General features: G+C 73.7%; 11 protein-coding genes. 7 read left to right on the top strand and 4 right to left on the bottom strand.

The features are described from left to right. Positions 1 to 584 (top strand): LLM class flavin-dependent oxidoreductase (locus tag ABD54_RS22115; protein WP_047871451.1); only part of this gene is annotated, 584 nt, incomplete at its 5' end. 238 nt (positions 585 to 822) lie between these two features. Here ABD54_RS22115 and ABD54_RS22110 read toward each other — a convergent pair. Continuing rightward, positions 823 to 2,421, bottom strand: a complete 1,599-nt coding sequence (locus ABD54_RS22110; RefSeq protein WP_047871450.1) for a BCCT family transporter — start codon at positions 2,419 to 2,421, stop codon at positions 823 to 825. A gap of 746 nt (positions 2,422 to 3,167) precedes the next feature. Here ABD54_RS22110 and ABD54_RS22105 point away from each other — a divergent pair. Beyond that, positions 3,168 to 3,491, top strand: coding sequence for a putative quinol monooxygenase (locus ABD54_RS22105; protein ID WP_047871449.1), 324 nt, complete (start codon positions 3,168 to 3,170; stop codon positions 3,489 to 3,491). Positions 3,492 to 3,580: 89 nt separating this feature from the next. Beyond that, positions 3,581 to 5,047: a glycoside hydrolase family 43 protein gene (locus ABD54_RS22100; RefSeq protein ID WP_047871448.1), complete on the top strand. Its 1,467-nt coding sequence runs from the start codon at positions 3,581 to 3,583 to the stop codon at positions 5,045 to 5,047. A gap of 87 nt (positions 5,048 to 5,134) precedes the next feature. Here ABD54_RS22100 and ABD54_RS22095 read toward each other — a convergent pair whose 3' ends face one another. Both ABD54_RS22095 and ABD54_RS22090 read right to left on the bottom strand, forming a co-directional pair. After that, positions 5,135 to 5,776, bottom strand: coding sequence for a DAK2 domain-containing protein (locus tag ABD54_RS22095; RefSeq protein ID WP_047871447.1), 642 nt, complete (start codon positions 5,774 to 5,776; stop codon positions 5,135 to 5,137). Between the two features lie 38 nt (positions 5,777 to 5,814). Beyond that, positions 5,815 to 6,813, bottom strand: a complete 999-nt coding sequence (locus ABD54_RS22090; RefSeq protein ID WP_047871446.1) for a dihydroxyacetone kinase subunit DhaK — start codon at positions 6,811 to 6,813, stop codon at positions 5,815 to 5,817. Between the two features lie 233 nt (positions 6,814 to 7,046). Between ABD54_RS22090 and ABD54_RS22085 the strand changes: the two genes are divergently transcribed. Genes ABD54_RS22085 through pdxA form a run of 4 tightly spaced genes read left to right on the top strand, consistent with a single transcriptional unit; the run spans position 7,047 to position 11,543 of the window. Next, the gene (locus tag ABD54_RS22085; protein WP_047871452.1) at positions 7,047 to 7,820 is read left to right on the top strand and encodes a DeoR/GlpR family DNA-binding transcription regulator; all 774 of its coding nucleotides are present in this window, start codon (positions 7,047 to 7,049) and stop codon (positions 7,818 to 7,820) included. Positions 7,821 to 7,840: 20 nt separating this feature from the next. After that, a complete protein-coding gene (locus tag ABD54_RS22080) occupies positions 7,841 to 9,196 on the top strand; it encodes a GntP family permease (protein WP_047871445.1) in 1,356 nt (451 codons plus the stop codon). 9 nt (positions 9,197 to 9,205) lie between these two features. Continuing rightward, complete coding sequence (locus ABD54_RS22075) at positions 9,206 to 10,528, top strand: four-carbon acid sugar kinase family protein (protein WP_047871444.1); 1,323 nt, start codon at positions 9,206 to 9,208, stop codon at positions 10,526 to 10,528. Next, entirely contained in the window at positions 10,521 to 11,543 is a 1,023-nt protein-coding gene (pdxA, locus tag ABD54_RS22070; RefSeq protein ID WP_047871443.1) for a 4-hydroxythreonine-4-phosphate dehydrogenase PdxA, read from the top strand. Before ABD54_RS22075 ends, pdxA begins: the two co-directional genes overlap by 8 nt. A gap of 158 nt (positions 11,544 to 11,701) precedes the next feature. On the opposite strand, the gene ABD54_RS22065 is transcribed toward pdxA, so the two are convergent. Next, on the bottom strand, positions 11,702 to 12,322 hold the full coding sequence (locus ABD54_RS22065) for an FMN reductase (protein ID WP_047871442.1): 621 nt from the start codon (positions 12,320 to 12,322) through the stop codon (positions 11,702 to 11,704). Positions 12,323 to 12,686 lie beyond the last annotated feature (364 nt).

The following is a 12,686-nucleotide window of genomic DNA, read 5'->3' as shown; positions in this document are numbered from 1 at the left end:
TCTGGCACGGCTCCATCCGCAGCCCCGAGATCGCCGAGCAGGCCGCCTACTACGGGGACGGCTTCTTCCACAACAACATCTTCTGGCCCGCCACGCACACCAAGAAGCTCATCTCGCTCTACCGCCGCCGCTTCGAGCACTACGGCCACGGCAGGGCCGAGCAGGCCATCGTCGGCCTGGGCGGACAGGTGTTCATGCGCAAGAACTCCCAGGACGCGGTGAAGGAGTTCCGCCCCTACTTCGACAACGCGCCGGTCTACGGCGGCGGCCCCTCCCTGGAGGAGTTCACCCGCGAGACCCCGCTGACCGTCGGCAGTCCCCAGGAGGTCATCGACCGCACGCTGACCTTCCGCGACAGCTTCGGCCACTACCAGCGCCAACTCTTCCTCATGGACCACGCGGGCCTGCCGCTCAAGACGGTCCTGGAGCAGTTGGACCTGCTGGGCGAGGAGGTCGTTCCGGTGCTGCGCAGGGAGTTCGCCGCCGGGCGGCCCGCGCACGTGCCCGACGCGCCCACCCACGCCTCACTGCTCGCCGCCAAGGGGGAGGCGGCCACCGTTCCCGGAGGGGACGGCCAGCGGTAGGACGACCACTCCGGCCCGGGCCGCGGACGCGAGTACGTCCGCGGCCCGGGCCCCGCCGTGTCAGGGACCCGGAAGGGGATCCGGGCGCGGGGGAACCCCGGCGGCATGCCTCGGGGAGCGTTCCGCGGAGGCTTTCGGATCGGCGGGCGGCGCTCCGGGACGGCTCTCGCGGGACGGTTCGCGCGGGTCGGCCCCGTCGGCTTCGCGGGCGGGACCGGAGCGTTCCGGGGAACACGACCTAGCCGACGGGCTCCTCGGTCCGCGGGGTACGGGCCCCGTCCTCGTCCGGGGACGGGTGCGGAACGACGACGCCCTGCTCGACCGCCATGTCGCGCAGCAGCGGGTGTGTGGTCCACAGCGTCGGCAGCATGATCAGGCCCACTGGCACCGCGGTCACCACGATGAAGGACTGCAGCGCCTGGATCCCTCCGTCCCCGACCAGTAGCAGCGCGACGGCGGCCAGGCCCATCCCCACGCACCAGAACGCGCGGACCAGGCCCGAGGGCTCGCCCTCGTGCATGCTGGAGACCGAGATGGCGTAGGACATCGAGTCGAGCGTGGACGCCAGGAAGATCAGCGCGACGATCACCGTCAGCACGCCCAGCACCGCCGTCAGCGGCAGCGCCTCCAAGATGGCCAGCGCGGCGGCGGGCAGGCCGTCCCGGGCGTAGGGGCCCGTGATCACCCCCGGGTCCTGCTTCTCCAGCCAGATGCCCGTGCCGCCCAGCGCGGTGAACCAGATCGTGGTCACCACCGTGGGCAGCACCGTCGCCCCGACGTAGATGTCGCGCACGGTGCGGCCCCGTGAGATGCGGGCGAAGAAGATCGCCATCATCGGACCGAAGCCCAGGAACCAGCCGAAGAAGAACAGGGTCCAGTATCCGAGCCACTGCTCGTCGCCCGTGTAGAGGGCCATGGGCAAGAACTCCTGCGCGTGCACCACGCTCGCCTGGATGTAGAGGTCCGCGACGAAGGGCAGCGACCCCATGCCGAGGACGGCCAGGATGAGGACCAGCGCCACCCAGACGTTGGCCCGGCTCAGCAGTTGGATGCCCTTGTGGATCCCGCTCAGCACGGACACGGCGGACACCACGGTCAGGCCCAGGATGATCAGGGCCTGGACGGCGTAGGTGTCGGGCAGCCCGAACAGCTGGCCGCAGATGTAGGAGATCTGGAGGCCGAGGAAGCCGATGGGCCCCACTGTTCCGGCCACCACGGCGAGCACGCAGCTGATGTCGACGACCGTGCCGATCCAGTGCGTACGGACACGCTCGCCCATGAGCGGCCACAGCAGGGTGCGCGGGCGCAGCGGCATGCCCTTCTCGACCCCGCGCATCATGACCAGTGTGGCCAGCGCACCGCCGATCGCCCAGCCGATGAAGCCCCAGTGGACGAAGCTCTGCGCCATCGCGACGGCGGCGGCAGAGCTTTGGTCCACCTGGTCGGCGTACTGCGGCGGAGGGGAGGAGTAGTGGGCGATGGGCTCGGCCGCCGCCCAGAACACCCCTCCGGCGGCGAGCAGGGTGGTGGTGATCATCGCGACCCATGTGAACCGGTTGAACTCGGGTCTGCCGGAGCCGCCCATGCGCACCCGGCCGTAGCGTGAGAAGGCCAGGACGGTGATGACGACGAAGGTGGCCAGCATCAGAAGCTGCCAGTAGGCCCCGAACCAGCGCGCGGACCAGGTGAAAGCCGTGTCCACGACGGTCCCGACCGCACCGGGCGAGACGAGGGCGGCCGTGACGAAGACGGTCATGAAGACGCCGGACACGCCCATGACCCAGAAGTCGGTACGTCTGCCTCGCGCGGACGCGCGTGAGCGCAGAGTGGAGAACATGGAGTAGAGGAAGCCCCTCGGATGGAAGCACCGGCCGGGACGCGCCGCAGCCGGTATCTGAAGCTCCATGCGCCGTGCGCGCGTGGCGGCCGCCGGGAACGACCGCCCGGTCTCACGGCCAGCGCGGCAGGCGCGGCATGGAGTGGGGCGGAGCGTCGAACGCAGCCCTGCCCATTCGCCGACGGGCACTGACGGCGGGGGACGAGTGGGAAGAGCTGTCCCCGGGTCCCACCGCGGGCGGCGCGACGACGACGTTCCACCCTATCGCAGGCCGCGGCGCGTGCCCGTGTGAGGGTAAACACTGCTGACGAGTCGCCGGGAGAGGTCGGGGTCTCTCAGGGCTCGCGATCCGTCCGCGCCGGGTCGGCTTGCGGCCGTCCGGACACCGTAGCCGGTACTGACTGCGCCAATAAGGTCATGTCGCCCATTTCTCCGCTCCCGGAGCGTACCGGCAGCGCATCGCCAGCGACGGCCGCACCCTCCGGGGAGGGCGCGGGCCCGGGGACCCGGCGGCGCGAGCCGAGCACCCCGGTGCGGCGGGCCGCCCCGCTTCCGGAGGGGCCGCGGCGCCGTGGGCACCGCGGGTCCGGAGGGCGGGGAGCCGCCGCGCCGTCCCCGAGACCGGCCCGTGCCCGCGGGCCGGTTCGCGCCGGTCCGTCCGGTGGCCTTCGAGGCCGCCGGTTCTGGGAAAGTGGGGACGGGGCACGGCACACCGCGTCCCGCAGCAGCAACAGGGAGGAGGGACGATGATCCTCATCGTCGTCAAGTTCCGGGTCAGGCCCGAGGTCGGAGACGGCTTCCTGGACGCGGTCGCCGACTTCACCGCGGCCACCCGCGCCGAGCCGGGCAACCTGTGGTTCGAGTGGTCCCGCAGCGTCGAGCGCGAGAACGAGTTCGTGCTCGTCGAGGCGTTCAAGGACGGCGCCGCCGGGGCGCACGTCGACAGCGACCACTTCCGCGACGGGCTGGCCGCCATGAAGCCGCTGCTCACCGAGACCCCGCTCATCGTCAGCCGAGCGGTGGAGGGCGAGGGCTGGGACCGGATGGGCGAGCTCACCATCGACGCCTGAGCAGTGTTTCCTTGGACCTTCCCGGGCCGGGGCGGGCGCCCGCCCCGGCCCCGGAAGGCCCGCCCGGTCGCCCGTGTCACACTCGTGGGGTGACCGAGCCCGAAGTTCCCCCCGGAGGCGGTGTCCTGCCGACCCGCCCGATCCTCGGCGGTTTCCACCCCGACCCCACGGTGTGCCGCGTCGGCGACGTGTTCTACCTGGCGTGTTCGAGCTTCGAGTACGCGCCGGGGGTCCCCCTGTTCCGGTCGCGGGACCTCGTGTCCTGGGAGCGGGTCGGATCGGTGATGGAGCGGCCCTCCCAGCTGGTGCTGTCCGGCGCCGCGCCGTCCTCGGGCGTCTACGCCCCGACCCTGCGCCGCCACGACGGCACCTTCTTCCTGGTGACCACCAACGTCTCCGACGGCCCCGGACACCTGCTGATGACGGCGACCGACCCCGCCGGTCCGTGGTCCGACCCGGTGCGGATCCGCGGCGCGGGCGGGATCGACCCGGACCTGGCCTGGGACGGGGACGGCAGGTGCCTGCTCACCTGGTCCGACGGCGGCATCCGCCAGGCCGTCCTGGACCCGGCCACCGGCGAGCTGCTGTCCGAACCGCGTTCGCTGTGGAGCGGCACCGGGGGCAGGGACCCCGAGGGCCCGCACCTGTACCGCGTCGGGCGGTGGTGGTACCTGCTGGTCGCCGAGGGCGGCACCGGGCCCGGGCACGCGGTGGCGGTCGCCCGGGGGCCCTCGCCGGAGGGCCCGTTCGAGTCCTGCCCGCACAACCCCCTGCTGACCGCCAGGGGTACGCCGGGACCGGTGCAGAACACCGGCCACGCCGACCTGGTCCAGCGGCCCGACGGGTCCTGGGCGGCGGTGTTCCTGGGGGTGCGGCCCTCGGGCTCCTTCCCCGGCTGGCACGTGATGGGCAGGGAGACCTTCGCCGTCGACGTCGCCTGGCGCCAGGGCTGGCCCGTTGTCACCGGGCCGGTCGAACCTGGTGAGCCGCCGCGGGTGCGCGCCTCACTGGGGAAGGGAACACCCGGCCCCGACTGGGTCGGCGCCGGGGTCTTCCCCGACCGGGTGCTGCGGTGGTCGGGGGACCGGTGGCGGATGTCGCCTCCCGGGGGAGAGCGGGTGTTCGTCGGCCGCCGCCAGGAGCACGCGACCATGACCGTCCGGGCCGGGATCGACGCGGACGGGGACGCGGGCGCGCTGGAGGCCCGCGTCGACCCCGACCACCGGTTCGCCTTGGAGGTCGGGGGCGGACGTGTGCGCGCCGTCGTTCGGATCGGACCGCTCACGAGCGTGCTGGGGGAGGCGCCCGCTTCCGCCGACACGGTGCTCGAACTGCGGGTGGAGCCCTCGACGGCGCCCGAGTACAGCCGCGAACGGGGACCGGACGTGGTCGTCGCCGCGGTCCGCACCCCCGACGGCGCCACCGAGCTGGCCCGGATCGACGGACGCTACCTGTCGACCGAGGTAGCGGGCGGGTTCACCGGCCGTCTGGTCGGGGTGAGCTGCGGCCCGGGCGGGACCGGGGTGCGTTTCGTGGAGTACCTCGGCGGCGCCTGAGCGGGCCCGGGCCCTTCGCCGCGCGTCCGTCCGGGGGTGCGGGGCCGTGGCCGCGCACCCCCGCGCGCGGTCCCGGCCGACCGGGGTTCAGACTCCGACGACCCCCTGCGCCGCCCGGTAGAACAGGGCGACGGTCACCGCCCCGGGGTCCGGGCTGCCCAGGGCGGCCTCGCCCACGTAGCTGGTGCGCCCCCGGCGGCCGAGCAGTTCGCTGGTGCCGTCCGCGCCCTCCCGCGCGGCCCGCGCCGCCTCCCGCAGCCCGGCGCGCAGTCCCGCGCCGCTGTCCACGGCCCCGGCCAGGGCCTCCGAGGCAGGGGCGACGGCGTCGACCATGGTGCGGTCCCCGACCTCGGCCGATCCCAGCCGGTGCAGGGTCGCCCACCCGTTCGCGGTGGCCTCGGCCACCATCGCCAGGGTGAACGCCTCCGCGCCCGCGCCCGCCTTGCCGAACTCGCGGAACCACATGCCGAACAGCGGGCCGCTGGTGCCGCCGCTGTGGCCAAGGAAGGTCTCCGCCATCACCTCGAAGGGCTGTCCCGCCGACCCCGTGGCGGCGGTGTCGGCCAGGGCCTCGCGCGTGCGGCGCAGCGCGGTGGTCATGTTGGTGCCGAAGTCGCCGTCGCCGCTGCGGCGGTCCAGTTCGGTGAGGTGTGCGCCCTCCTCCTCGACCGCGCCGATGAAGGCCCGCACCCACCGCTCGACGTCGGAGGGACTGAGCTGCTCTGCCATGCCGGTGCTCCCGTTCGGGCTGTGCTGGTACGGATGTTCTACCAGGTGAGTGCGGGTGTGGCGGCCGGAGCGTCCCACAGCTCCAGTACCTCGTCGTCGGCCTCGACCAGGGTGACCGAGCAGCCCGCCATGTCCAGGGAGGTCACATAGGACCCCACGAGGGAGCGGACCACCCCGATCCCGGCGTCGTCCAGGACGCGCCGCGCCTCGCGGAACACCCCGTACAGCTCCAGGTCGTGTGTGGCGCCCAGTCCGTTGACGATGGCGATCACCCGGTCCCCGCGCCCCAGGCCCAGCGCCTCCACCAGCGGCGAGACCATCGGGGGCACCAGCTCGCGGGAGGGGCCGAAGGCCCGCCGCCGCCGGGCCCGCTCGCCGTGGATGCCCACGCCGAACTCCACCTCGTCGGCGGGCAGTTCGAACGAGGGCCGCGAATCGCCCGGGTGGGCGCCCGCGGCCAGCGCCACGGACAGGGTGCGGCTGCGCTCGGCCACCCGGCGACCGAGCGCGGCCAGCTCCGCCAGGTCGGCGCCGCGCTCGGCCGCGGCGCCGCAGACCTTCTCCACCGCCACGACCGCCGCCGTGCCCCGCCGTCCCGGCCCCCCGCCGTCGCCGGTGTCGGTGGCCAGGTCGTCGTCGACCAGGACGATCTCGCTGCGCACGTCCGCGTCGGCCAGCAGCTCACCGGCGATGCGGAAGTTGAGCACGTCACCGGTGTAGTTCTTGACCACGTGCAGGACGCCCCTGCCGGTGTCGGCCGCCTGCGAGGCCGCACGGATCTGCACGGCGGTGGGGGAGGCGAAAACGGCCCCCGGCACGGCGGCGTCGAGCATGCCGGTGCCCACGAAGCCCACGTGCAGGGGCTCGTGGCCAGAGCCGCCGCCGGAGACCACCGCGACCTTGTCCGCGGCCGGGCGGGCGCGCACGACGTAGGCGGGGTCGGCGTTGAGGCGCACGTGCCCCGGCCAGGCCGCGGCGAACCCCTCCAGCGCCTCGGACACCACTTCGCCCGGCTCGTTGATGAACTGTCTTCGCATCGGCACGCTCCGTAGTCCTCACTGCGGCCCCCTGCGGCGCCGTATGCGACATAGCCGTGCGCCGCCCGGCCCAAACGTCCCCGGGCCGCGCTGTTCTCGGCTCGGTGTCCGCATTCGCACCTCCCGGACGTCATGTGCGCGTTATGGGCATATTGGTGCTGAAAACTTGCTTTCCCTTGCGTGAAGCGAGCAGTATGTCCCTGTTCACATGCGCGAAACGAGCAGGAGTGGTCATGCGTCACCAGGGGCTGCTGGACGCCGTCACCGACGGCGTGCAGAGGGTCGAGGACCTCGCACGGGAACTCGGCATCAGCCCCTCCACCGTGCGGCGCGGGCTGGGCGAACTGGAGAGGGCCGGAAAGGTGGTCCGCACCCACGGCGGCGCTGTCCCCGCGCCCGGGGGCGCCGAACTGTCCTGGACCCAGAAGAGCCTGCGCAACGCCCCCGCCAAGCGGCGCATCGCCGACCACGCCGCCGCACTGGTCGAGGACGACCACGTCGTCCTGCTGGACGCCGGGAGCACCACCACCTTCGTGGCCGAGCGCCTGGCCCGGCGCTCGGGGCCAACCGTGGTCACCTCCGGCCTCGGCCCCATGGCGGCGCTGCACGACGCCGAGGGCATCGAACTCGTCGTCGTCGGCGGTCGCGTGCGGCGCAGGCGCGGCTCCATCGTCGGCGACTACGCGCACGGCGTGCTGGACCGCATCACCCCGCACATCGCCTTCATCGGCGCCGACGGGCTCCTTCCCGGCCGGGGGCTCAACTGCCCCAGCCCCGAGATCGCCGCCGCCAAGGAACTCCAGATGCGCAGCGCCCGGCGGATCTTCGTGGTCGCCGACTCCACCAAGGTCGGCTCCGGCCCTCACCCGTACTGGGCGGTCGTGCCCGGACCCTACTGCCTGATCACCGACGACGGGATCGGAGCCCGCGAGCGCGAGGCCCTCGACGCCGATCCCGCCTGCACCCCCCGCGTCGTCGCGGTCGAAGCGGGCACGCGACCGCGGTGACCCCCTGAAAGGCACCTGGTATGGAAGTACAGCTCCTCGCGGCACTGCTCCTGGGCGTGGCCACCGTCATCGCCCTCATCCTGTGGTCCCGGCTGGACGCCTTCGTCGGCCTGCTCGCCGGGGCCCTGGTCACCGGCGTGGTCGCGGGCGTCCCCGCCGCCGAACTGGTCGAGCACCTGACCACCGGCTTCGGCGACACCCTCGCCGGGATCGGCGTCGTCATCGCCCTGGGCGTGATGATCGGCACCGTGCTGGAACGCAGCGGCGGCGCCGACGCCCTGGCCAAGGCCTTCGTCCGCATGGCCGGGAAGGGCCGCGAGGACGTGGCGATGACCGCCACCGGCGCGGTCGTGTCCGTCCCGGTGTTCTGCGACTCCGGTTTCGTCATCCTGCACCCGCTCGCCCGCTCCCTGGCCAGGCGCTACGGCAGGCCGCTGGTCGTGATGAGCCTGGCCCTGGCGGGCGGGCTGTCCATCACCCACCACCTGGTCCCGCCCACGCCCGGCCCGCTCGCCGCCGTCGGCCTGCTCGGCGCCGACCTGGGCACCACCGTCCTGCTCGGCGGGGCCATGGCGATCCTGCTCATCCCGGTCGTGGTGGTCTACGCGCGCTACATGGGACCCCGGCTGGAGGCGAGCGTGGAGTCGGGCCTGGTCCCCGATAACACCGCCGCTCCGGCCGCCGGGCGCGACATCAGCGAGGAGCCCCCGGACCCGGGCGTGAGCGCGCTGACCGCCTCGATCCCGCTGCTGCTGCCCCTGCTGCTCATCGTGGGCAACACCCTCACCGGCGCGCTCGCCGAGGGCAGCGCGGTCGCCGACGTCTTCGCCTTCCTCGGCAACCCCGCCGTCGCCCTGGCCATCGGGCTGGTCATCGCCGTCTACGCGCTGCCGCCCCGGGGGACCGGGCGCAGAAAGGTCGTCTCCTGGCTGACCGCGGCCGCCGCCTCGGCCGGGATGATCGTGTTCATCACCGGCGCCGGAGGGGCCTTCGGCGAGGTCCTGCGCGCCTCCGGCGTGGGCGACGCGCTGGCCGACGCCGTCTCGGGCTGGCCCGTGCCGATGTTCCTCCTGCCGTTCGTGATCGCCACGTTCGTCCGGCTGGCGCAGGGCTCGGGAACCGTCGCCATCATCACCTCCGCCACCCTCAGCGCCCCGATCGTGGCGGCGGCGGGGATCGACCCGGCGCTCGCCGTGGCCTCCGCGTGCGCCGGTTCCTTCGTCTTCTCCTACGTCAGCGACTCCTACTTCTGGGTCGTGACCCGGTTCACCGGCCTGTCCGGCGGCGCCGCCATGAAGATGTGGAGCGGGATGACCACCGTGCTGTGGCTGGCCAGCCTGCCCCTGCTGTGCGTCGCCGCCCTGGTCCTGGGATAGGGGGATCCCGTGGCGCAGATCCTCGTCCTGTCCGACGACCTCACCGGAGCCAACGCCACCGGCGCGCGCTTCGCCCAGACCGGCATGCGCGTGGCCTCGGTGGACGCCGGGCACGCCCACCACGCGGCCCCGGCCTACGACGCGGTCGTGGCCAACCTGGACAGCCGCCACCTGCCCGCCCCCGAGGCCGCCGGGCTCGTCGCCGCCGCCGTGGACCGGCTCTGGCCGGTGGAGCTGGTGGTCAAGCGCACCGACACCACCCTGCGCGGCAACGTCGGCGCCGAACTGGAGGCCGTCTGGCGGGCGGTGCGCGAGCGCACGCCGGCCGGAGTCCGCGTCCGCGTGCTCTTCGCGCCCGCCCACCCCGCCTCCGGGCGGATCACCGTCGACGGCGTCCAACTGCTCGACGGGGTCCCCCTGGAACGCACCCAGCTCGCCCTGGACCCGCTGAACCCGGTCCGCACCAGCGTGGTGGCCGACCTCGTCGCCGAGCAGAGCGCCCTGGCCGTGCGGCACCTGTCCCTGGGGCGGGTCACCCGCTCCGACCTCGTCGGTGAGCTGCTCGCGGGCGACGAACCCGTCGTGCTGTGCGACGCCGTGACCGAGGACCACCTGGCCGACATCGCCCGGGCGGCGGCCGCGGCCTCCCGCAGGGACGGCACCGTCTGGGTGGCCGCCGACCCCGGCCCGTTCGGGGCGCTGCTCGCCCGCGAACTGGGGCTGCGCGGCACCGCGCCCGACCCCGGGCCGGTCCTGGCCGTGGTGGGCAGCGCGACCGAGCTGACCCGGCGCCAGCTCGACACCGTCGCCGAGGACCCTTCGGTGGAGTTCGTCGACGTCGACGCCCGGCGCTTCACGTCCGGCCCCGGGCACCGCGACGAGGTCGCGCGGCTCCTGGTCGGAGCCCTGGCCAGGTCCTCCTTCCCAGCGGCGGTGGTCGTGCGCACCCGCGCCTCGGCCGAGGACGTCGTGCGCCTGCCGGCCGAGGCGCGCCGCGCCATGCCGGGCATGCTGGCCGCGCTGGTCGCCGCGGCCGTCGCCCGGGTCCGGCCCAGCGCGCTGTTCTCCAGCGGCGGCGACGTCACCTCCGCCCTGCTCGCCGCCCTGGACGTGCGGGCCCTGGACGTGGGCGGCGAACTCGTCCCGCTGGCCGTGCACGGCCGCCTGGACGGCGGGCCGCTGGAGGGCACCCCGATCATCACCAAGGGAGGGCTGGTCGGGGACCAGGACACCATCGCGCGCTGCCTGGCGCGGCTGCGCGACACGGTCGACGACAGGCTGCGCGGGGTGTCCGCGCGGATCCCGAGCGGAGGAGGACAAGAAGATGACTGAACGCCCGACCCTGGCCGTCACCGTCGGAGACCCCGTCGGCATCGGCCCCGAGATCACCGTGCGCGCCCTGGCCGAGGTGGGCGCCACCGCCCCCGCGCGCGGGGTGGTCGTCGCCGACCCCGCCGTGCTGCGCCGCGCGGCCGCCGTCCTGGACCTGGACGTGCGGGTGCGCGCCCTGTCCTCCTGGGACCTTCCGCCGGAGCAGGAGGGGGTGGTCGACTGCCTCGACATCGACGCGCTCGGCGGCACCGCACTGGAGTGGGGCGTGGTCGACGCGCGCGCCGGGGCCGCCGCGGTCCGCGCGATCGAGGTGGCCACGCGGGCGGCGATGGAGCGGCGTGTGGACGGGATCGTCACCGGGCCCATCAACAAGGAGGCCGTCTGGGCCTCGGGCAGCCGCCACCTCGGCCACACCGAGATGCTCGGCGAGCTGACCGGAGTCACCCGCCAGAACACCATGTTCGTGGTGCGCGGCAAGAAGGTCTTCTTCGCCACCAGGCACGTCTCGCTGCGCGGCGCGCTGGACATGATCAACGAGGAGCAGCAGGTGGGGGCGATCACCGAGGCGCTCACCGCGCTGCGCGTGTTCGGCCACGACGAACCCACCCTGGCGGTGGCGGCGATCAACCCGCACGGCGGCGAGAACGGCGCCTTCGGAGACGAGGAGATCCGCCACCTGGCCCCGGCGGTGGAGCGCACGCGCGCCTCGGGTGCGAACGTGGTCGGGCCGGTCCCGGCGGACTCGGTCTTCCACCGGCTGCTGACCGGTCACTACGACGGAGTGCTCTCGCAGTACCACGACCAGGGCCACATCGCGGCCAAGACCTTCGACTTCGACGGGACGATCTCGGTGACGGTGGGCCTGCCGATCCTGCGCACATCGGTGGACCACGGCACCGCCTTCGACATCGCGGGCCGGGGGAGGGCCGACCACGGCACCATGCGCTCGGCCTTCCTGCACGGGGCCGACTTCGCCCGCTTCGCCGACCGCATCCGCGCCGAGTACGGGAACTGACCCCGGTCCCGCTCAGGCCCACCCGTCGTCCGTCCGCGTGTGGGGCACGGACGGGCGGCCGGGCCCGGACTCAGCGCTCCCCGGTGGTGGCGGGGGCCGCGACGGGTCCGGGCCGGACCGCTCGGAGCCCCCGCACGTCCGGCCGGACGGCGGGCCGGTCAGGCGCCCAGGCCCGACATCAGGTCGGCGAAGGGGACCGGCTCCTCGTAGGGGTCCGCGGCGGCGGGGGAGCGGTCCGCGGCCAGCGCCGCGAACTGGCGTCCGGCGCGCTCGACGCGCCGGGTCAGCTCGCGGCCGCCGCCCTCGCCCGAGCCCCAGTCCTCCGATGCCGCGTACACGCCGGTGGGCGCCACCACCGAGCGGGTGTGGGCGAACATCGGCCGCAGCGCGTGCTCCAGCACCAGCGAGTGGCGCGGGCTGCCGCCGGTCGCGCCGATCAGCACCGGCATGCCGTCCAGGTCCTCGGGGTCGACCACGTCGAAGAAGGACTTGAACAGGCCGCTGTAGGAGGCGTTGAACACCGGGGTCACCGCGATGATCCCGTCCGCCCCGGCGACGTCCTCCAGCACACCGCGCAGATCGCCGGTGGGCACCCGGGTGGTCATCGCGTTCACGATGTCGTGCGCCACCTCGCGCAGCTCCACGGTGCGTGTGCGGACCTCGTCGCCGCGCTCGCGCAGAGACGCCTCGGCGGCGGCGGTCAGCCGGTCGGCGAGCAGGCGGGTCGAGGACGGCGTGCTCATCCCCGCGGAGACGGTCACCAATGTGCGGGTCGCCATCTTTCCCCCTAGAAAAAAGCTTCTTGAGAAGTAATTTAGCGATGAAACTACCAGAGGAACGGCGCGTCCGCTCCGGCTATTCCCGGAGGGGCGCCGCCGGGTGAAGGGCGGGTGTGCGCCGCGCGGTCGGGGGTTTCCCGAGGTCGCGCTGCTCCGTCGAACGCTGTTCTTTACGGGGTGTTTACATGTGAAGCCGTGGTGGTTATTCTCATGGGAGCGCTCCCGAATGACTTGGATCACATGCGATCCGGGTTGCGTACGGGGGAGCGTCAGTGTCCGCGTCCCCGACCCATTCCGTCCCGCCCTCAGCGCTCCTGTTTTGGGAGCGCTCCCAACCACAGTTCGCCCCCGCGTCGCCACACCC

It is taken from the genome of Nocardiopsis sp. RV163 (assembly GCF_001029525.1).
Classification (GTDB): Bacteria; Actinomycetota; Actinomycetes; order Streptosporangiales; family Streptosporangiaceae; genus Nocardiopsis; species Nocardiopsis dassonvillei.
Note: the sequence above shows the minus strand (reverse complement) of the source record. Positions and strands in the feature narration are given on the sequence as shown.

Excerpts from the sequence above, each read along its gene's own strand:
- ABD54_RS22110 (WP_047871450.1), bottom strand. The coding sequence starts at position 2,421 with ATGTTCTCCACTCTGCGCTCACGCGCGTCCGCGCGAGGCAGACGTACC.
- ABD54_RS22105 (WP_047871449.1), top strand. The coding sequence starts at position 3,168 with ATGATCCTCATCGTCGTCAAGTTCCGGGTCAGGCCCGAGGTCGGAGAC.
- ABD54_RS22095 (WP_047871447.1), bottom strand. The coding sequence starts at position 5,776 with ATGGCAGAGCAGCTCAGTCCCTCCGACGTCGAGCGGTGGGTGCGGGCC.
- ABD54_RS22090 (WP_047871446.1), bottom strand. The coding sequence starts at position 6,813 with ATGCGAAGACAGTTCATCAACGAGCCGGGCGAAGTGGTGTCCGAGGCG.
- ABD54_RS22085 (WP_047871452.1), top strand. The coding sequence starts at position 7,047 with ATGCGTCACCAGGGGCTGCTGGACGCCGTCACCGACGGCGTGCAGAGG.
- ABD54_RS22080 (WP_047871445.1), top strand. The coding sequence starts at position 7,841 with ATGGAAGTACAGCTCCTCGCGGCACTGCTCCTGGGCGTGGCCACCGTC.
- pdxA (WP_047871443.1), top strand. The coding sequence starts at position 10,521 with ATGACTGAACGCCCGACCCTGGCCGTCACCGTCGGAGACCCCGTCGGC.
- ABD54_RS22065 (WP_047871442.1), bottom strand. The coding sequence starts at position 12,322 with ATGGCGACCCGCACATTGGTGACCGTCTCCGCGGGGATGAGCACGCCG.